Source organism: Cognatilysobacter xinjiangensis (genome assembly GCF_014651995.1).
Classification (GTDB): domain Bacteria; phylum Pseudomonadota; class Gammaproteobacteria; order Xanthomonadales; family Xanthomonadaceae; genus Cognatilysobacter; species Cognatilysobacter xinjiangensis.
This window is the reverse complement of sequence record NZ_BMXY01000001.1, coordinates 1232115-1252240: the sequence shown is the minus strand read 5'-3', so window position 1 is coordinate 1252240 and position 20126 is coordinate 1232115. Positions and strand designations below refer to the sequence as shown.

Sequence of the window (20126 nt, the reverse complement as noted above, 5' to 3'; positions counted from 1 at the left end):
CGTACAAGGCCACGCTGCACCTGCCGGCCACGGAATTCCCGATGCGCGGCGACCTGCCCAAGCGCGAGCCGCAGACGCTCGCGCGCTGGGAAGCCGAGGGCCTGTACGCGCGCCTCCGCGAGCAGGTCGGCGGTCGCGCCGAGTCCTTCGTGCTGCACGACGGCCCGCCGTACGCCAACGGCGCGATCCACATCGGCCACGCGGTCAACAAGGTGCTGAAGGACGTCATCGTCAAGTCGAAGCTGCTCTCAGGTTACGACGCGCCGTACGTGCCGGGCTGGGATTGCCACGGCCTGCCGATCGAGGTCGCGGTCGAGAAGAAGCACGGCAAGGTCGGCGACAAGCTCGATGCCGCGCAGTTCCGCCAGAAGTGCCGCGAATACGCGGCCGAGCAGATCGACCTGCAGCGCGCCGGCTTCAAGCGCCTGGGCGTGATCGGCGACTGGGACAACCCGTACCGCACGATGGATTTCGCCTTCGAGGCGAACATGCTGCGTTCGCTGGCGAAGATCGTCGAGCGCGGGCACGTGGTGCGCGGCGCCAAGCCCGTGCACTGGTGTTTCGACTGCGGCTCCGCGCTGGCCGAGGCCGAGATCGAGTACGCCGACAAGACCTCGCCGGCGATCGACGTGGCCTACCTCGCACGCGATCCGCAGGCGCTCGCGCGCGTGTTCGGCGCCGAGCTGGAGCCGGGCGTCGAGGTCGCCGTGCCGATCTGGACCACCACGCCGTGGACGCTGCCCGCGAGCCTCGCCGTGTCGATCGGCCCGGAACTCGAGTATTCGCTGGTCGAGGGCCCCGCGGGCCCAAACGGTCGCCGCCTGCTGGTGCTCGCGAGCGCGCTGGTCGAGCGCGCGCTCAAGCGTTACGGCGTCGACGAGCCGCGCGTGCTCGGCACGTCGGCGGGCGCGGCGATGGAAGGGCTGGTGCTCGCGCATCCGTTCTACGAGCGCGACATCCCGCTGCTGCTGGGCGATCACGTGTCGGCCGAGGACGGTACCGGCGCCGTGCACACCGCCCCGGGCCACGGCCAGGAGGACTTCGCGGTCAGCCAGAAGTACGGCCTGGTCGATCGCTATCCGGCCGCGGTCATGAATCCCGTCGACGCGCGCGGCCGCTACCTTCCGGGCACGCCCGCGGCGAACGGCACCGAGATCGCCGGCATCCATCTGTGGAAGGCGAACGACCTGATTGTCGACGCCGTGCGCGGGCTCGGGCTGCTGCTCGCCGCGCATCCGCTGCAGCACAGCTATCCGCACTGCTGGCGCCACAAGACGCCGGTGGTGTTTCGCGCCACGCCGCAGTGGTTCATCTCGATGGAGCAGGCCGGTCTGCGTCGCGACGCGCTCGCCGCGATCAAGGAGGTGGGCTGGTTCCCCGACTGGGGCGAGGCGCGCATCGCCGGCATGATCGAAGGCCGCCCCGACTGGTGCATCAGCCGCCAGCGCACCTGGGGCGTGCCGATCGCGCTGTTCATCCATCGCCACACGTTCGAGCCGCATCCCAACTCGGCCGAGCTGATGCGTCAGGTCGCCGCGCGCGTGGAATCCGGCGGCGTCGACGTCTGGTACGACCTCGATCCCGCCGAACTGCTGGGCGATGAGGCGGCCGACTACGAGAAGGTCACCGACATCCTCGACGTCTGGTTCGATTCCGGCGTCACGCACGAGTGCGTGCTCGCCGCGCGCCCGCAGGACGGCCTGCGCAAGCCCGCCGACCTCTACCTCGAAGGCTCGGACCAGCATCGCGGCTGGTTCCAGTCCTCGCTGCTGACGGGCGTCGCGATGGACGGCGTCGCGCCGTACCGGCAGGTGCTCACGCACGGCTTCACGGTCGACGCGCAGGGCAAGAAGATGTCGAAGTCGATCGGCAACACGATCGAGCCGCAGAAGGTTGTCGACCAGATGGGCGCGGACGTGCTGCGGCTGTGGATCGCCTCGACCGACTACCGCAACGAGATGTCGGTCTCCGACGAGATCCTCAAGCGCAGCGGCGACGTCTATCGGCGCCTGCGCAACACCGCGCGATTCCTGCTCGCCAACCTCGACGGCTTCGATCCGGTGTCGCACCTGCAGGCGCCGGAGTCGATGGTCGCGCTCGACCGCTGGATCGTGCATCGCGCCTTCGAGCTGCAGCAGAAGATCATCGCGGCCTACGCACGCTACGACCTCGCCGAGGTGGTGCAGTCGCTGGCGAACTTCTGCAGCGTCGATCTGGGCTCGGTGTATCTCGACGTCACCAAGGACCGGCTCTACACCATGCCGGAGGATTCGGCCGGCCGGCGCTCGGCGCAGACCGCGATGTACCACGTCGCCGAAGCCTTCGTGCGCTGGGTCGCGCCGGTGCTGAGCTTCACCGCCGACGAGATGTGGCGCTTCCTGCCGCAGGCGACGCCCGGCGGAGCGCGCGCGGGCCACGTGCTGTTCGCGACCTGGTACGACCGTCTGCAGCCGCTGCCGGCCGATGCCGCTATCGACGGCGCGAAGTTCGAGCGCCTGCTGGCGCTGCGCGAGCAGGTCAGCCGCACGCTCGAGCCCATGCGCGCCGCGGGCGAAATCGGCGCTGCGCTGGAAGCGGAGATCTCGATCGCCGCGACGCCGGACGAGGCCGCCTGGCTGCGGGAGCTGCAGGACGAGCTGCGCTTCCTGTTCATCACCGCCGACGTGACGGTGGGGGATGGCGGTGGCGAGGTGTCCGCACAGCGCACCGGCAAGACCAAGTGCGCACGCTGCTGGCATTACCAGGCGGACGTCGGCAGTGTGGCCGCGCACCCGCTGATCTGCGGCCGCTGCGTCGTCAATATCGAAGGACCCGGCGAAGTGCGCCGCTGGTTCTGACCGGCCGCCGAGTCGCCTCTGCCTTCCCGGCCGAACGGAGTTCCGATGCGTCAACGTGATGGAAAGAACGCGCTGGTCTGGTTGCTGGTGTCGGTGGCGGTCATCGCCGTCGACCAGCTGTCCAAGGCCTGGGTACTGCGCAGCCTGCCGGAGTTCACGCCGGTCGAGGTGATACCGGGCTTCTGGAACTGGTTCCGCACCTACAATACGGGCGCGGCGTTCAGCCTGCTGAGCGATGCCGGCGGCTGGCAGAAGTACCTGTTCCTGGTGTTCGCCGTCGCCATCTGCGGCGTGATGACGTTCTGGTTGTCGCGCACGCCGCGCAGGGCCTGGCGCACGGCCCTGCCGTACACCCTGGTGGTCGGCGGCGCGATCGGCAACGTGATCGACCGGCTGGTGCACGGCCACGTGGTCGATTTCATCCAGTGGTATGTCGGCCGCTTCTACTGGCCCTCGTTCAACATCGCGGATGCCGCCATCGTCGTCGGCGTGATCGGCATCGTCCTCGCCGGTCTGTTGCCGGACCGTCAGGCGGGCACGCCCGACGGGCGCTAGCATTCGCGCATGGAAATCCTTCTCGCCAACCCGCGCGGCTTCTGCGCGGGCGTCGACCGCGCCATCGAAATCGTCAAGCGGGCGATCGAACTGCTGGGCGCGCCGATTTACGTGCGCCACGAGGTGGTGCACAACCGTTTCGTGGTCGACGACCTCAAGCAGCGCGGTGCGATCTTCGTCGAGGAACTCGACGAGGTGCCCGACGGCGCCACCGTGATCTTCAGCGCGCATGGCGTGTCCAAGGCCGTGCGCGAGGAGGCCGACCGCCGCGGCCTGCGCGTGTTCGACGCGACCTGCCCGCTGGTGACCAAGGTGCACTTGGAAGTCTCGCGCCACTGCCGTGCGGGCAACGACGTCGTGCTGATCGGCCACGAGGGTCATCCCGAGGTCGAGGGCACGATGGGGCAGTGGCTGCGCGAAGGCGCTACCGGTCGCATCTACCTGGTGGAGGACGAAGAGGATGTCGCACGGCTCGAGGTCTCGCAGCCGGAGAAGCTCGCCTACACGACGCAGACCACGCTGTCGGTCGACGATACGCAGGTGGTCATTGCGGCGCTGCGCGCGAAGTTCCCGCTGATCCAGGGGCCGCGCAACGACGACATCTGCTACGCCACGCAGAACCGGCAGGACGCCGTGCGCGAGCTAGCCGCGAAGTGCGACCTCGTGCTGGTGGTCGGCTCGGTGAACAGCTCCAATTCCAACCGCCTGCGCGAACTCGCGGAGCGGCAGGGCGTGGAGTCCTACCTCATCGACGGCGCGCACGAGATCGACCCGCGATGGGTCGAGGGCCGCCGCAACGTCGGCGTGACCGCCGGCGCGTCGGCGCCGGACATCCTCGTGCAGGGTGTGATCGACCGCCTGCGCCTGATGGGCGGGGCGACCGTGACCGAGCTGTCGGGCGAGCCCGAGAGCATGGTGTTCGCCCTGCCGAAGGCGCTGCGGCTGCAGCTCGTCGAGTAAACCGCACGGCGACATTGACGCCGTCGCCACGGCTGCCTAGAATCCCGCGTCTCGCCGCACTGCGGCGGATCGCCGGAATAGCTCAGTTGGTAGAGCGGCGCATTCGTAATGCGTAGGTCGTAGGTTCGATTCCTATTTCCGGCACCATTTCAACGCCCGACCGGGAAACCGGCCGGGCGTTTTCTTTTTCAGGCCGGCAGCGGCTCGGCCGCGGCCTTGGTCGCGATTCCCGCGCTGTCGGCGAAGGCGTCCGCCGGCATAGGCCTGCCGAGCAGGTAGCCCTGCAGGTACGTGCAGCCGAGGTCGACGAGCTGCTGGCGCTGTTCGCGCGTCTCGACGCCTTCGGCCACCACGTCGAGCTCCAGCGCGCGCGCGAGCGCGAGGATCGAGGTGACGATGGCGGCGTCCTCGCCCGCGCGACGCAGGTCGCGGACGAAGCCGCGATCGATCTTGAGCTCGGTCGCCGGCAGGCGCTTGAGGTAGAGCAGGCTCGAATAGCCGGTCCCGAAGTCGTCGATCGAGATGCGCACGCCGAGTGCGACCAGCGCGTCCAGCATGGCAAGGCTCGCCTCGACGTTGCGCATCGCCATGCTTTCGGTGATCTCCAGCGTCAGCGTGCCGGGTGCGATGGCGTGGCGCGCCAGTGCCGCAGCGACGTGGTGCGGCAGCGACGGCGCGGCGAACTGGGCGGGCGAGAGGTTCACCGCCATCGTCAGGTCGGTGCGGCCCGCGCGCTGCCAGGCGTGCAATTGCGCGCAGGCGCGGTCGATCACCCACTCGCCGATGCCGACGATCAGGCCGCTGCGCTCGGCGAGCGCGATGAAGGTGGCGGGCGCGAGCAGGCCCTGCTCGGGGTGCTGCCAGCGGAGCAAGGCCTCGGCGCCCGCGAGGCGCGGCGTGTCGTCCGCGCTCGCGACGAACTTGGGCTGGTAGTGCAGCACCAGCTGGTCGCGCTCGACCGCATGCCTGAGATCGCCGAGGAGGCCGAGCTGCGCCTGCATGTCGCTGTTCATCGACGGCGCGAAGAAGGCATAGCCGTTCCGGCCTGCGTCCTTCGCGTGGTACATCGCCGCGTCGGCATTGGCCATCAGCGAGCGCTCGTCGCCGCCGTCCGCGGGATACATCGCGATGCCCACGCTCGCGCTGACGCCGAGTTCGACGCCGGCGACCATGCAGGTGCGCGCGAGCGCGGCGAGGATGCGTTCGCTCAGCACCGCGACGTCGGACGGATCGCCCTGGTGCACGAGCAGCACGAATTCGTCGCCGCCGAGCCGGGCCACGGTGTCTTCCCCGTCGAGCAGTTCGCGGACGCGCAGCGCGAGCTCGACGAGCAGCGCATCGCCGATGTGGTGGCCGTAGGCATCGTTGACCGCCTTGAAGCCATCGAGGTCGAGGAACAGCACGGCGAAGCCTTCGCCCGATGCTTCCGCCGCGGCGATCGCCTGCTCGAGGCGGTCGCGCAGCAGCATGCGGTTCGGCAGTTGCGTCAGCGGGTCGTGCAGCGCGGCATGCATCAGGTCGCTGTTGGCCTGCGCGAGCGCGTTGCTGAACATCGTGGTGCGCTGGCGGATGTGGCGGTCGAGGATCGACACCGCGAGCGTGATGCCCAGCAATGTGACGGTCGTGACGATGACGCCCAGCGCCAGCCATCCCGTCGGAAGGCTGTTGTCGCGGTAGGCGCCGCAGATCGCATCGGGCGAGAAGCGCGCGGCGGCCATGCCGCTGTAGTGCATGCCGACGACCGCAAGACCCATTACCGACGCCGCCGCGAGGCGAAGCCGCGTGGCGCCGCGCCGTTCGCGGCGCAGCTTGAAGGCGATCCACAGGGCGACAGCCGACGCCAGAACCGCGATCGCTACAGAGGCGGCGAACCACGCCGGGTCGTAGCCCAGCGAGGGCTGCATGCGCAGCGCGCCCATGCCGGTGTAATGCATCAGCACGATGCCCCCGCCCATCAGCAGCGACCCGGCCAGCCAGTCGCGACGCTTCATGCGCCGCCGCGTGACGCGCCACAGCGCGAATGCCGAGGTGGCGATCGCTGTGGCCAGGGAGGCGAGGGTGATGCCGAGGTCGTAGCCCAGCCGTATGGGCAGGGAGAACGCGAGCATGCCGACGAAATGCATCGACCAGATGCCCAGCCCCATGGCGCATGCGCCACCGGCGAGCCAGAGCCGTCCCGCGCGCCCGCCCGCCGCCATGACGTGTCCGGCCATGTGCAGCGCGGTGTAGGAGGCAAGGATCGCGATGGCGAGCGAGGCCAGCACCAGCGAGTAGTCGTAGCTGCCGGTCATGGAATTCAGTACGGGGGTCGATGGAGCGGTATCGGCGCGCCAGGAAGCGGCTGAACGACGACGCCGACATTCATCGTTCCAAACGTAGGCGCGGTTCATTGGGCGTTTTAGAACCACCCGCGCCGCGACTTTCCATGCGGACATGGCTGCGATCGAATGGTGTCGGGGAGTCGTGACCAGCCGCGCGCCAAGCATTCGGGCGGCGCGACGTGCGACATGGAATTCCCGGCTGACCCGCGTACTCGCGGCGTGGCCGAGGTGAACGGCGGCACGAGTCGGGTCTTGCGGGCGCACACGATCGCGATCGGACGGCACCGACTGGCTGGCGAGCGAGCGCCGCGGCCAGTGCGCGGCGCGAGTGGTCAGTTGAGCGGCGCCTGTCGAACGTAGCGGCCCAGCGCGTCGTCGAGCGTGGGCATCGGGTACGCGCGTCGGCTGCTGAGCGCGCTGTAGCGCGGGCGACGCGCGCGCAGGTGGCTGCGATGGTCGCTGCAGATTTCGAGACGGCTGGTGTCGACGCTGGCCATCTCGGCGGCGCGCAGGGCGAGGTCCGCCCAGGTGATCTCGCCGCTGTTGGTCAGGTGCCAGATGCCGGACTCGCGGTCGATCAGCAGGTCGAGGCAGGCGTGCACGAGGTCGGGCACGTACGTCGGCGAAACCGTCATGTCGCGCGCGGCGAGGAACGGGTCGCCGTTGCGCAGCGTTCTCAGCGCGATGGTGATGAAGTTGTGCTCGTCCCACGGGCCGAAGAACGAGCTGGTGCGCACCACCAGCGTGTCGGGATGGCGGTCGAGCACCAGCCGCTCGGCGCGCGCCTTGCTCTCGCCATAGACGTTAAGCGGGCGGGTCGCGTCGTCCTCGACGTAGGGTGCATCGCGCTCGCCGTCGAACACGAGGTCCGAGGAGAACGTGACGAGCGGCAGCGCGTGCCGCGCGCACGCGGCGGCGAGGTTCGCCGGGCCCTGCGTGTTCTCGAGGAAGCAGCGCTCGGCCTCGTTCTCGGCGTCGTCCACGCGCACGTAGCCGGCGGTGTTGATGATCGCCCAGGGCTGGTAGTCGTCGATCGCGCGCTCGATGGAGTCGGGATCGGTGATGTCCATCTCCGCGCGCGTCAGCACGCGGCAGTTGAGGTCTCGCTCGGCGCAGATGCGCGCGAAGGCGCGGCCCAGCGTGCCGGTGGCGCCGGTGACGAGGATGGGGGCACGGTTGGTGCCGGCACTGGGCCGCAGCGGGAAATCATGGGTGGGCAGCATGGCGGGCTCGCTGCGGAAAAAACGGCCTTCCCGGCGCCACCAGCCGGTACCGGCGAGGACCGGGTGGTCCGGCACGCGTCCGGCAGCGAGGTCCTTCATCAGCCACGCGATGGCGGTGGGGCGGGGCTCGCCGCCTCGTACGTCGAAGGCACCCGACTCGTAATAGCCGCGGCACTCGGTGAGCAGGCAGTTCCAGTCGTACAGCCCGAGCAGGCCCCAGACCGTGACCGCACGCATGTCGACGCCTTCGGCGCGCACCTGTTCGGCGGCCGACCAGACTTCCGTAATCCAGCGCAGCTGGTTCTCGCGCGTGGAGTCGATGTGGACCTCGGTGATCGCGATCGGCAGGCGGTAGCGGTCCCAGCATTCGCGCAGCAGCGGCGCGATGCCGCCGGTGGGATGGGCGAGCGCGCGCGCGGCCTCGATGTCAGCGTAGCGATGCCGTCCGTTGCCGCCGTGGAAGTGCGGCGGGTACTGGTCCAGCTCCTCGTCGAGGAAGCGCTCGCTGGTGATGTAGTGGTTGACGCCGATGATGTCGGGCGGACACGGGTTGTCGCGGAACCAGAGGATGTCCTCCGGCGTCGCGCCCGCGCGCTCGATCAGCCAGCCCCAAAGCGGGTGGTGCTCGTCGACGCGTCCGCACAGCAGGTCCCAGCCCAGCCAGCGCGCCTCGTTGCTGTAGTCGGCCTGGTATTGCAGCAGCGGCGTGCTGTAGACCTTGCCCAGGTCGTCGGTCTGCAGCAGTTTCGCAGCCGGGTTGACCTTGCGGATTTCGCGCATCGACAGCACGACGCCGCGAACCTCGTTGAACAGCGCGTCCTTGAACGTGCGCTCGTCGCGGCCGTGCGGATACCACACGCCGTACAGGCCGCTGAAGCGCGCGGTCGTCAGCGGCTCGTTGACCGGCGTGTAGTACTCGACCCAGGGATATCGTGTTGCCACCGCGCGCGCGTAAGCCGCGAGCTTGATGGGAAACTCGGGGTCGACGAGGCTGGTGTGCAGCGGGCCGCTGCCGTGGTGCACCAGCCCGACGATGGGCGCGATGCCGACGTCGCGAAGCTGCGCGAGGCGCTCGTCGGGCCACGTCCAGTCGGCCGATTCGAGGCCGTCGGGCGCGACCTGCTCCCACAGGACGGGGTAGCGGATCGCCTGCATGCCGAGCTCCGCGAAGCGGGCGATGTCGCCGTCCCGCGTCGCGTGGGCGGTTCGCTCGAGCTGCCGGGTGTAGGTGTCGCCCACCCGGCAGATCGTGCATTCGAGCCCGCCCCAGAGATGCAGCTTCGCGTCGTCCAGCGCCATGCCGACAGCGTGTCCCTTAGTGGCGGCTGGCGATCAGCGGCATCGCTGCATCGGTGCGCGCGGCCTGCGCGGCCAGCTCCACCGGCGCCTTCCCTGCGTCCGCGCCCATCTTCTCGAGGATGTACTCGACCGACTTCAGCGCCGCGCCGACGCACTGGTCCATGTTGTAGTAGCGATACTGCGCGAGGCGGCCGACGAAGGTGACGTTGGCTTCCTGCTCGGCGAGGCGCTCGTACTTCTTGAACAGCGCCTCGTTCTCGGGACGCGGCACCGGGTAGTAAGGATCGCCTTCCGCGGTCGGGAACTCGCGCACCAGCGAGGTGCCACGATGCTGCTGGCCGGTGAGGTGCTTGAACTCGGTAGTACGGGTGTAGTCGTAATCGTTCGGGAAGTTGACCGTGCCGACCGACTGGTACCACTCGGTATCGGACAGGTGCTCGTGCTCGAACCGCAGAGAGCGGTAGGGCAGCTTGCCGTAGCAGTGCGCGTAGAAGGCGTCGATCGGGCCGGTATAGACGATGTGGCTCGCCTCCACCCGCTCTCGCACCTCGAAGAAATCCACGCCCAGCTCGACCTTGATCGAGGGATGGTCGAGCATGCGTTCGAACATCCGGGTGTAGCCCTCGGCCGGCATCTTCTGGAACTTGTCGGTGAAGTAGCGGTCGTCCCGGTTGGTGCGCGTGGGAACGCGCGCCGCCACCGAGGCATTGAGCTCGGACGGGTCCAGGCCCCACTGCTTGCGGGTGTAGCCGCGGAAGAACTTCTCGTAGAGGTCCTGCCCCACGGCGTTGACCACCACGTCTTCCGATGTGCGGATCTTTTCCCGCGGCTCGCGCACCGAGTCGTAGAAGCCCTGGATGCTGTCCTCGTCGAGGTCGAGGCCGTACAGCGCGTTCACGGTGTCGATGTTGATCGGGATCGGCACCAGCTTCTCCTCGACCTTCGCCAGCACGCGGTGCTCGTACGGGCGCCAGTCGGTGAACTGCGACAGGTACTCGGCGATGCGGTCGGCATTGGTGTGGAAGATGTGCGGGCCATAGGGGTGGATCAGCACGCCGTGCTCGTCGAGGCGGTCGTAGGCGTTGCCGCCGATATGGTCGCGCTTGTCGATCACCAGGACTTCGTAGCCGCGCTCGGCGAGCTCGCGTGCCACGACGGAGCCGGAAAAGCCGGCGCCAACGATCAGTACATCGGTCTTCATTCAGTGCTCCTGTCAGGCGGCGGCTTGCGCGGGGACATCGGTCCAGATGGCCTGCTGGACGTCGTTGCGCATGGATTCGACGGTCGCGTCCCAGGACGCGTTCTGGGCGCGCTCGATGCCCTGCGCGATCAGTTCCGCATCGGCCTGGCGCCAGGCGCGCTCGACGGCGTCGACGAACTCGGAGGGCGAGCGGGCGACGTCGACGATCGGGGTGAAGTTGCGAACCACGTCGGCCACCGCGGTAGATACGATGGGCTTGCCACCCGCCATGTATTCGAGCGTCTTGGTCGGGTTGATGTATTTCGTCGCCTCGTTGAGCGCGAACGGCATCAGGCAGACGTCGAAGCCCTTGACGATCGCGGGCAGGTCCTCGTAGCGCTGCTGGCCAAGCCAGTGGATGTTTTCGTGCTTGGGCAGCTCGTTCGGGTCGACCTTGACCACCGGGCCGGCCATGACGACCGAGGCGGCGGGGAAGCGCTCGGCGAGCGCGGCGATCAGCTCGTAGTCCAGGCGCTCGTCGATCACGCCGAAGTAGCCGAAGCGCGGTCCCGGCGCGGCGAGCACCGCCGCCGGCACTTCGGTCGCCTCGTCGCGCGCCTTGCCGTAGTGCTCGACGTCCACGCCGCAGCCGTAGAAGTGCACGTTGTCGTGGAACCGCGACTTCGACTCGAACAGCTGGTAGCCGCCGGTGAACACGACGTCGGCCCTGGACATGACGAAGCGCTCGCGGTCGGCGATGTCCGGTGGCGCAAAGCGGAAGTTCGCGAGTTCGTCCATGCAGTCGTAGACCACGCCGACGGCATTGAACTGACCCATGTAGCCCGGCGCCGGCATCGGCGAGTAGAACCAGTGCAGCGGCTGCTCGAAGCGGCCCGCGAGAAGCGGGTGTTCGTCCAGCGCCTTCTTGATCTGCGGCAGGAAGATCTCGGCGTCCTTGTCCGCGTTCACCGCGAGGTGCTGCGGGATCTGCGGGACGATGCGCACGAGGTTCGGGTAGGGCTCGTCGATCGCCAGGCGCGGCTCGCCCTCGGCGATGACCGGGTCCTCGATGAAGAGCACGCGGTGGTTGCGCGCCAGCCGCGAGAAGATCTGCTGCGGCCTCTGCCAGACGAAGTCCCAGCGCAGATGGCAGTGGACGATGATCGGAAAGCTCTCGCGCCCGTCGCCGAACGCACCCGAGACCGCCGCGGAGGCCGAATCCGCGGTGTCGGCGGCATTCGTGCCGCCACCGACTGCAGCCCGCTCGTCGCCTACCGAATCCGTTTGCTTTGACATGGCGCTCTCACTGGTTTGGTTAAAAAAGATGAGTCTTGGGTGAACGGCATCTCGACGAAGTGAAATCCGCACATCAATCGACTGCAGCCGATGCATCGCGTTTCTGCGACGACGAGGCCTATCCCCGCCCGCAGCTGCGACGCACGCACTGGCAGTCGCTCGACGGACCCTGGCGGTTCACGTTCGACGACGAAAAGCGTTATTCGCACCCGGGTGAGATCGAGCAGTGGCCGTTACGGATCGAGGTGCCGTATCCGATCGAATCGAAGGCCAGCGGGATCGGTGATCGCGGGTTTCACAAAGCCTGCTGGTACCAACGTGAGTTCGACGTGGAGGCGACAGGCGCTTCACGCGTGATCCTGCACTTCGGCGCGGTCGACTACTTCGCGAAAGTGTGGGTAAACGGGCACTTCGTAACGTCGCACGAGGGTGGACACACGCCTTTTCAATGCGACATCACCGACGTTCTGAATTCTTCAGGCCCGCAGGTCCTCAGCGTCTACGTCGAGGACGATCCGCAGGAACTCAACAAGCCGCGCGGCAAGCAGGACTGGCAGCTGGAGCCGCATTCGATCTGGTATCCGCGCACCACCGGCATCTGGCAGACGGTGTGGATCGAGCGCGTCGCGCGCACCTACGTCCAGAAGATCCGCTGGACGCCGCATGTCGAAGGCTTCGCGCTCACCTTCGAGGCGCGCGTGATCGGCGAGCGCGTCGACGGCCTGTCGATGGAAGTGCAGATCCGCCACAAGGACAGGCTGCTGGCCGACGACCGCTACATGATCATCGACGGCGAGGTGGACCGCCGCATCATCCTCTCCGATCCCGGCATCGACGATTTCCGCAACGAGATCCTCTGGAGCCCGGAAAAGCCGCAGTTGCTCGACGCCACCATCCGCCTCAAGCGCGGCGACGAGGTGCTCGACGAGATCCAGTCCTACACGGCGCTGCGCTCGGTCGGCGTGCTGCGCGACCGCTTCATGCTCAACGGCCGCCCGTACCAGCTGAAACTGGTGCTGGACCAGGGCTATTGGCCCGATACGCTGCTGGCGGCACCCGACGACGCCGCGCTTCGCCGCGACGTCGAGCTCGCCAAGGCCATGGGCTTCAACGGCGTGCGCAAGCACCAGAAGATCGAGAACCCGCGCTACCTCTACTGGGCCGACCGGCTCGGGCTGCTGGTCTGGGAGGAGATGCCGTCGGCCTACCGTTTCACGCGCACCGCGATCAAGCGCATCGTCAAGGAATGGGGCGAGGCGATCGAGCGCGACTTCAGCCACCCCTGCGTCATCACCTGGGTGCCGTTCAACGAGTCCTGGGGCGTGCCGGAACTCACTTCGGTCGGCGCGCACCAGAACGCCGTCGCCGCGCTCTACCACCTCACCAAGACGCTGGACCCCACGCGTCCGGTGATCGGCAACGACGGCTGGGAAAGCAGCGATACCGACATCATCGGCATCCACGATTACGACGCGAACATCGAGCACCTGCGCCAGCGCTATGGCCCCGAGGTCAGCACCGAACAGCTGTTCGACCGCCGCCGCCCGGGTGGCAAGGTGCTGACGCTCGACGGCTATCCGCACCGCGGCCAGCCGGTGATGCTCACCGAGTTCGGCGGCATCGCCTTCGACACGCGGCCGCGCAAGGCCAGCGACGTGGACGGCGACACGGCCGAGATTTGGGGCTATTCGGTCGCCGAGGCCGCCGACGAGTTCGCGCGCCGGTTCCACGAGCTGATCGAGGCGGTGACCTACACCGCGCTCTTCAGCGGCTACTGCTACACCCAGTTCGCCGACACCTTCCAGGAGGCCAACGGCCTGCTCACCGAGGATCGCGTGCCCAAGATCCCGATCGAGCAGATCCGCAAGGCGGTGGGCATGTCGCGCACGCACATCCAGGGCGCTGCGTGATGCACACGCTGCAGCTCACCAAGCCGGACGGCCGGTCGCTGACGCTGTACTCGCGCGCGCCGCTGGAAGGTATCGCCGACGCGCCCAGCCCGTTCCTCGAGCCCTTGGGCCGCAGCCCGCACCTGCGCCGCCATCCGCTGCGAGACGAATGGATTACCTATGCGGCCTACCGTCAGGACCGCACGTTCCTGCCGCCGCCCGAGTACAACCCGCTGGCGGTGACGGTCGATCCTGCCGCACCGACGGAACTGCCGCAGGGCGCGTGGGACGTGGCCGTGTTCGACAACCGCTTCCCGTCGCTCGCGCCCGGGGCCGACGAGGCGCCGCCGTCGATCGTCGAGACGGCGCCCGGCACCGGCAAATGCGAGGTGGTGGTGTTCACGCAGGACCGGCTGTCCTCGCTCGGCCGCCTGCCGCTGTCGCACATCGAGTTGCTGCTGCAGGTATGGGCCGACCGCACCGCGAAGGTCGGCGCCGGTACCGACATTCAGTACGTGCTGCCGTTCGAGAACCGCGGCGCCGAAGTCGGCGTCACGCTGCATCACCCGCACGGGCAGATCTACGCTTATCCGTCGGTGCCGCCGGTGCCCGCGCGCATGCAGCAGGTGGCGCAGGCGTACTACGAACGTACCGGGCGTGGCGTGCTGCAGGACCACATCGCCAAGGAGATCGAGGACGCGCAACGCCTCGTCTACCGCGGCGAATACGCGGTGGTCTTCGTGCCGGCCGCGGCGCGCTACCCGTACGAGGTCTGGGTGGCGACGATCGATCCGGTCGCCACGTTCTGCGACCTCTCCGGCCCGCAGCGTGCGGACCTCGCACGCGCGCTCAAGACCGTGCTGATGAAGTACGACGCGTTATGGCACCGGCCGTTCCCATACCTGATGGCCTGGTACCAGGCGCCCACCGACGGCCGCCCGCATCCCGAATCACACCTGCACGCGGAATTCTATCCGCCGTACCGCACACGCGAGCGCCTGAAATACCTTGCCGGCACCGAGATCGCCGCCGGCTGGTTCGCCATGGACGCGTTGCCGGAAGACAAGGCGCTCGAGCTGCAGCAGATCCACGTGGACGTCGACGCATGACATTCAAGGACATTTTCGGAAGTGAGCCCACCGTCGTCGCCTCGGCGCCGGGTCGGGTCAACCTGCTCGGCGAGCACACCGACTACAACGACGGCTACGTCCTGCCCACCGCCATTCCGCAGAAGACGACGGTATCGCTGCGCCCGAACCGCGGCGGCGAGTTCGTGGTGCACGCCGCCGACCTCGCCAGCGAGTCCCGCTTCCAGCGCGACACGCTGCCCGGCGACCACTTCGCCAGCTACGTGTACGGTTGCATCCGCGGCGTCATGGCAACGGGCGCGGAGGTGCCGCATCTCGACGTGTTCGTTCACTCCGACGTGCCCATGGGCGTGGGCCTGTCGTCCAGCGCGGCGCTCGAAGTGGCCATGCTGCGCGCATTGCGCGAGCTGCTTTCGCTCGACATCGACGACGTGCACATCGCTCAGATGGCGCAGCGGGCGGAGATCGATTACGCGAAGGTCAACTGCGGAATCATGGACCAGATGGCGTCCAGCCTCGCCGACGACACGCGCATGCTGTTCCTCGACACGCGCACCCTGGAGCGGCGTCTGGTGCCGATGCCCGAGGGCACCGAGCTGCTCGTCGTCGATTCGGGCCTGAGCCGCTCGCTCGCGGGCAGCGCTTACAACGAGCGCCGCGCCGAATGCGAAGCCGCCGCGCGCGCGCTGGGTGTGCCGGCGCTGCGCGACGTCACTGAGGTTGCCGCCGTCGAAAGCCTGCCCGAGCCGCAGCGCCGCCGCGCCCGCCACGTGGTCACCGAGAATGCGCGCGTGCTGCGTGCGGTAGACGGCGTGGACGCCGCGGAATTCGGCCAACTTATGAATGCCTCGCACGCGAGTCTGCGCGACGACTACGAGGTATCCGTGCCCGAGCTCGACCGCCTTGTCGACCTGCTTCAGCAGCACCCGTTCGTGCACGGCGCGCGCCTGACGGGCGCGGGTTTCGGCGGCGCCTGCGTCGCACTCTGCAGGGCAGGGGAGGCCGCACGGGTCGGCCGCAAGGTCGTCGGGCAGTACAACGCCGCCCATCGCCACGGCCGCGTGCTGGTGCCGCAGGAGGCGAAGGCATGAGTTCCGGGCGCAACGTCATGGAGTCCCAGCCGCAGGCCCATCGCCCTTCGCCGCGAACGCACACCATGGCGGCGGGCGAACTGGTCGCGGTGTTCCGCCCCGAGCAGGGGATGATCGGGCTCTCGCTCAAGCACCGCGGCGAGGAGATCCTGCGACGCGTGGACGAGCTGGACGAGGCGCTCGCCACCGGCATGTCGATCGGCATTCCCCTCAACTATCCGTACGCGAACCGCCTGCGTGGCCGCAGCTACGAGTTCGACGGGCGCCGCGTCGAACTCGACCCGTCGTCGCCCTGGCTGATGAAGGACTGGAACGAGGTGATCATCCACGGCGTGCCGTGGCCCAAGCTGGAATGGCGGGTGGAGGAGGCCAGCGACCGCCGCCTGCGCAGCCGGCTTGCCTGGAACCGTCCCGAGCTGCTCGCGGTGTTCCCGTTCGAGCACGAGATCGAGATGACTGCCACGCTCGACGGCCTCGGTCTCACCATCGAGACCGCCGTGCTCGCCAACGCCGGCGTGCGCGTGCCGGTGAGCTTCGGCTTCCATCCCTACATCGGCATTCCCGGCCTCAACCGCCGGCAGTGGCAGCTCACGCTGCCGGCGATGCAGGGGATCGTGCTCGACGACCGCCTGCTGCCCGTGGGCGAGCGCTCCGATCTGCCGCCGTACGACGACCGCCTCGCCGACCTCGATTTCGACCACGGCTTCGTGGTCTCGCCGGGCGCCAGCATGTCGATCGCCGGCAATGGTCGCCGCGTGAGCGTGGATTTCCTGGACAACTTCCCCTACGCGCAGATCTACGCGCCGCCGACGCACGACTACATCTCGCTCGAGCCGATGACCGCGCCGGCCGACGCGCTGACCAGCCACGAGGACCTCCCGGTGGTCGAACCCGGCGAGCGCTTCGCGGCCAGGTTCCGCCTGCGAGTCGAAGCCACCCACAACGCGCTGCACTGAAACGGCGGCCGCACCTCGCGGCCGCCGTCGTCATCCGCTCAGGGCGTGCCGGATTCCGGCGCGCGGCTCACGTCGTCCTTCGCCTTGCCGGATTCGTCGGTGCGCTGCGAGGAGGACTTAACGTCTCGCTGGTCCTGCGTGCGCTGGTCGCTGCCGCGGTCCATCAGGTCGTGGCGCTGGTCGTCGTTCACCCCGGCCAGGCCCTGGCCCATGTTCTTGCCGGTGTCGTTCTGATCGCGGTCGCTCATGACGCTGCTCCGTTGGGGGACGCCGCGACCGTAGCCGCTGCGCCGTGAGCCGGGTTTCAGCGGCAGCAAGCCGCAGCACCGCAGGGAAGCCGCGCGACAGCGTGCCGGCAGCGCCCGCGGGGCGTCCCCGTCCCCGAAAAAAACGTCTTACCGGCTGCGACCTCCCCCGTTTAACCTGCGGGCCACACCGGAGGGTTCGATGATCGGGAAGTCCGCGAAATCCGGCGCGCGCCGCGCCACCGCCTACGTCTGTTCCGACTGCGGCTCCGAGCACAGCAAGTGGCAGGGCCAGTGCGTGGACTGCGGCCAATGGAACACGCTGAGCGAGATCGCCCTCGAAGCCGCCGCCGCGCCGGTGAAGTCCGGCGTCGCGCAGAGCCGCCGCAGCGGCTGGGCCGGCAAAGTCGATCCGCCGGCCATCACCGCGCTCAAGGACGTCACCGTTTCCGAGGAATCGCGCGAGACGACGCACATCGGCGAGTTCGACCGCGTCCTCGGCGGCGGCCTCGTGCACGGCTCGGTGGTGCTGGTCGGCGGCGACCCCGGCATCGGCAAGTCCACGCTGCTGCTGCAGGCCGTCGCGCACATGTCGCAGACCCTGCCGGGCCTGTACGTCACCGGCGAGGAATCGCTCGCGCAGGTGGCCGGCCGCGCCGTGCGCCTCGGACTGCCGCTGGAAGGCGTGCACGCGCTGGCCGAGACCTGCATCGAGCGCATCCTCGAACAGGCCGCGCCGATGGGCCCGCGCCTGATCGTCGCCGACTCCATCCAGACCCTCTGGACCGAGACCCTCACCGCCGCGCCGGGCTCGGTCAGCCAGGTGCGCGAAAGCGCCGCGCGCCTCGTGCGCTACGCCAAGGAGACCGGTACCGCCGTGTTCCTCGTCGGCCACGTCACCAAGGAGGGCGGGATCGCCGGCCCGCGCGTGCTCGAGCACATGGTCGACGCCGTGCTGTATTTCGAGGGCGAGTCCGGCAGCCGCTTCCGTGTGCTGCGCGCCTTCAAGAACCGCTTCGGCGCCGTCAACGAACTCGGCGTGTTCGCGATGGCCGACAAGGGCCTGCGCGAGGTGCCGAACCCGTCCGCGATCTTCCTGTCCGGCAGCCGCGAGGCGCAGCCCGGCAGCTGCGTGATGGTCACGCGCGAAGGTACGCGCCCGCTGATGGTGGAAGTGCAGGCGCTGGTCGATGCCTCGCCGCTGTCCAACCCGCGCCGCGTCGCCGTCGGCATGGAAGGCAACCGCCTCGCCATGCTGCTGGCCGTGCTGCACCGCCACGGCGGCGTGGCGGTGGGCGACCAGGACGTGTTCGTCAATGTCGTCGGCGGCATCCGCGTGCAGGAAACCGCGGTGGACCTGCCGCTGCTGCTCGCCGTGCTGTCGTCCCTACGCGACCGCCCGCTCGGCGAGATGACCGTCGCATTCGGCGAAGTCGGCCTGTCCGGCGAGATCCGCCCCGTGCCGAACGGCGAGGAGCGCCTGAAGGAAGCGGCGACGCACGGGTTCAAGCGCGCGATCGTGCCGAAGGCGAACGCGCCGAAGTCGGGGAAGGTGGCGGGGATGGAGGTGATCGCGGTGGAGCGGCTGGCGGATGCGTTGGAGCATGCGTAGTGCAAGTGGTCGGTGATACCACGCATAAATGCGGCCGCCATCGTGCATGTGCCGCATTTTCTCTAGATTGCTGGTGTTGGGCCACTGGATGAAGGCATGTCGCCGTCGCTGATTCTTCCCATGGCAGCTCACGTGGCTCTAGCCGCGCTGCTTTATGTGCTTCTCACTGTCGCGCGTGCGCCGGCCATTTGGGGCATAGGTCGCGGCAGTGATGGCTCCAACCCGTTCGCTGGCGTCGAGCCGCGCGTTAGCGCGAACCTTTCAAACCAATTCGAATGGCCCGTCGTGTTCTATGCCGCCTGCATCATCTTGTGCTTGCAGGGCGAACCCGGGCGTGCGGCGATCGGCTTGGCTTGGGTGTTCGTCGGCGGCCGCATCCTGCACAGTGCAGTGCAGATCGGCACGCGCAACGTTCGGCTCAGGGGTATCGTGTTCACCCTGAACTTCCTGGCGGTCCTCGGCCTCTGGGTTCTGGTGGTCGCCCGGGCGGTATCAGGCCCAGTGGCCTAACAATTTGTCAGGCCGACGCCACTTCGCGGCGCGGCTTAATTCGGGTGTTGGGCAGCTCATGAGAGATCACGGTCGCCGCGAGTTCGTCTTGGCCACAGTATCGGCGGTCATGGCCGGCATACTTCCGCTCGACGCGGCCGAGCCCCAGGGAGGACTCATGTACGGACTAATCGGAAAGATCACCGTCATGCCAGGGCAACGCGAGGCGGTGGTCAAGGCGCTGCTCCTGGGCACCGGTTCCATGCCGGGCTGCCTGAGCTACGTGGTGGCCCATGATCCGTCGGACCCAAATGCCATCTGGGTAACTGAGGTCTGGGACTCCGAGGAGAGCCACCAGGCGTCCCTAAAGCTGCCGGCCGTCCAGCAGGCCATATCGCAGGCTCGGCCCTACATCACGGGCTTTGGCGAGCGCTTTGAAACGGTCCCGGTCGGTGGGCAGGGTCTGGCTGGTGCTGGCGGCGCTGCCTAGCAATTCGTGCAAGCCGACGCCGCGTCGTGGCGCGGCTTAATTCGGGTGTTATGCGTTGATGGCGGTGACGACGCTCTTCCGCCACCGCACTGCAGACTGCCGGCAGAGTCGGGTCCGGCTCCGAGGTAGCTCTTCTGCACGATGCGACTCGGAGTTTCGCGGGACAGGAGATCTCCATGATTTGCCGGATGTGGCATGGCATGACCCCGCGCGCCAAGGCGGACGCCTATGCGGCGTTGCTTGAGCAAAGAGCGCTCTCCGGATACCGCGCGGTACCGGGCAACCTCAGCGCCTATATCCTGCGTCGCGACGAGGCCGAGGTGACGCACTTCATGACCGTCACCTATTGGGAGTCCGAAGAATGCGTCCGGGCCTTTACCGGTGACGACGTTCTGACCGCCAGGTACTTCCCGGAAGACGAGGAGTTCCTGTTGGAGTTCGAGCCGTTCGTCCAGCACTACACGGTGGCGGCTGAAATGCGTGCCACGTGAGGGGCACGAATGCCCGGGTAAGCATCGAGCCTCGCGCCTCATCGAAACATGGGTCGGCGTCGAGTTTCGATCGGCGAATCGTTGACGGATAGACAGCCCGAGTG

16 protein-coding genes and 1 tRNA gene are annotated in these 20126 nt (G+C 68.2%); 12 read left to right on the top strand and 5 right to left on the bottom strand.

Features of this window, described 5'->3' with window-relative positions; all coding sequences use genetic code 11:
* The first annotated feature begins 41 nt into the window (after positions 1 to 41).
* The 4 genes from ileS (at position 42) to IE066_RS05855 (ending at position 4499) form a co-directional block, all read left to right on the top strand.
* On the top strand, positions 42 to 2837 hold the full coding sequence (gene ileS / locus IE066_RS05870) for an isoleucine--tRNA ligase (RefSeq protein ID WP_229790740.1): 2796 nt from the start codon (positions 42 to 44) through the stop codon (positions 2835 to 2837).
* A 45-nt stretch (positions 2838 to 2882) separates the two neighbouring features.
* Positions 2883 to 3392 carry a signal peptidase II gene (gene lspA / locus IE066_RS05865; protein WP_189447711.1) on the top strand — a complete coding sequence of 170 codons (510 nt, stop codon included), beginning with the start codon at positions 2883 to 2885 and terminating at the stop codon, positions 3390 to 3392.
* Between the two features lie 9 nt (positions 3393 to 3401).
* Positions 3402 to 4352: a 4-hydroxy-3-methylbut-2-enyl diphosphate reductase gene (gene ispH / locus IE066_RS05860; RefSeq protein ID WP_189447709.1), complete on the top strand. Its 951-nt coding sequence runs from the start codon at positions 3402 to 3404 to the stop codon at positions 4350 to 4352.
* Positions 4353 to 4423: 71 nt separating this feature from the next.
* A tRNA-Thr gene (locus IE066_RS05855) sits at positions 4424 to 4499 on the top strand.
* 41 nt (positions 4500 to 4540) lie between these two features.
* Here the strand turns inward: IE066_RS05855 and IE066_RS05850 are convergent.
* From IE066_RS05850 to IE066_RS05835, 4 genes are all read right to left on the bottom strand, one after another.
* Positions 4541 to 6643, bottom strand: coding sequence for a putative bifunctional diguanylate cyclase/phosphodiesterase (locus tag IE066_RS05850; protein ID WP_189447690.1), 2103 nt, complete (start codon positions 6641 to 6643; stop codon positions 4541 to 4543).
* A gap of 362 nt (positions 6644 to 7005) precedes the next feature.
* Positions 7006 to 9195: a sugar nucleotide-binding protein gene (locus tag IE066_RS05845; RefSeq protein ID WP_189447688.1), complete on the bottom strand. Its 2190-nt coding sequence runs from the start codon at positions 9193 to 9195 to the stop codon at positions 7006 to 7008.
* A 16-nt stretch (positions 9196 to 9211) separates the two neighbouring features.
* Positions 9212 to 10396: a UDP-galactopyranose mutase gene (gene glf, locus IE066_RS05840; RefSeq protein ID WP_189447686.1), complete on the bottom strand. Its 1185-nt coding sequence runs from the start codon at positions 10394 to 10396 to the stop codon at positions 9212 to 9214.
* 12 nt (positions 10397 to 10408) lie between these two features.
* Positions 10409 to 11671, bottom strand: a complete 1263-nt coding sequence (locus tag IE066_RS05835; protein ID WP_189447684.1) for a glycosyltransferase — start codon at positions 11669 to 11671, stop codon at positions 10409 to 10411.
* A 59-nt stretch (positions 11672 to 11730) separates the two neighbouring features.
* Between IE066_RS05835 and IE066_RS05830 the strand changes: the two genes are divergently transcribed.
* The 4 genes from IE066_RS05830 to IE066_RS05815 are packed head-to-tail and all read left to right on the top strand — an operon-like array spanning position 11731 to position 16695.
* Entirely contained in the window at positions 11731 to 13581 is a 1851-nt protein-coding gene (locus IE066_RS05830; protein ID WP_189447682.1) for a glycoside hydrolase family 2 protein, read from the top strand.
* Entirely contained in the window at positions 13581 to 14669 is a 1089-nt protein-coding gene (galT, locus tag IE066_RS05825; RefSeq protein WP_189447680.1) for a galactose-1-phosphate uridylyltransferase, read from the top strand. The genes IE066_RS05830 and galT overlap by 1 nt, the downstream gene beginning before the upstream one ends.
* Positions 14666 to 15739: a galactokinase gene (galK, locus tag IE066_RS05820; RefSeq protein WP_189447677.1), complete on the top strand. Its 1074-nt coding sequence runs from the start codon at positions 14666 to 14668 to the stop codon at positions 15737 to 15739. Before galT ends, galK begins: the two co-directional genes overlap by 4 nt.
* Positions 15736 to 16695 carry an aldose 1-epimerase gene (locus tag IE066_RS05815; protein WP_189447675.1) on the top strand — a complete coding sequence of 320 codons (960 nt, stop codon included), beginning with the start codon at positions 15736 to 15738 and terminating at the stop codon, positions 16693 to 16695. Before galK ends, IE066_RS05815 begins: the two co-directional genes overlap by 4 nt.
* 38 nt (positions 16696 to 16733) lie before the next feature.
* Here IE066_RS05815 and IE066_RS05810 read toward each other — a convergent pair whose 3' ends face one another.
* Positions 16734 to 16943: a hypothetical protein gene (locus IE066_RS05810; RefSeq protein WP_189447674.1), complete on the bottom strand. Its 210-nt coding sequence runs from the start codon at positions 16941 to 16943 to the stop codon at positions 16734 to 16736.
* Between the two features lie 199 nt (positions 16944 to 17142).
* Here IE066_RS05810 and radA point away from each other — a divergent pair, with 199 nt between their 5' ends.
* The 4 genes from radA (at position 17143) to IE066_RS05790 (ending at position 20022) form a co-directional block, all read left to right on the top strand.
* On the top strand, positions 17143 to 18552 hold the full coding sequence (gene radA / locus IE066_RS05805) for a DNA repair protein RadA (RefSeq protein WP_189447672.1): 1410 nt from the start codon (positions 17143 to 17145) through the stop codon (positions 18550 to 18552).
* Between the two features lie 96 nt (positions 18553 to 18648).
* Positions 18649 to 19062, top strand: a complete 414-nt coding sequence (locus IE066_RS05800; protein ID WP_189447670.1) for an MAPEG family protein — start codon at positions 18649 to 18651, stop codon at positions 19060 to 19062.
* Between the two features lie 109 nt (positions 19063 to 19171).
* On the top strand, positions 19172 to 19531 hold the full coding sequence (locus tag IE066_RS05795) for a putative quinol monooxygenase (protein ID WP_229790680.1): 360 nt from the start codon (positions 19172 to 19174) through the stop codon (positions 19529 to 19531).
* 200 nt (positions 19532 to 19731) lie between these two features.
* Positions 19732 to 20022 (top strand): antibiotic biosynthesis monooxygenase, encoded by a 291-nt coding sequence (locus IE066_RS05790; RefSeq protein WP_229790679.1) that lies wholly within the window; start codon positions 19732 to 19734, stop codon positions 20020 to 20022.
* Positions 20023 to 20126 lie beyond the last annotated feature (104 nt).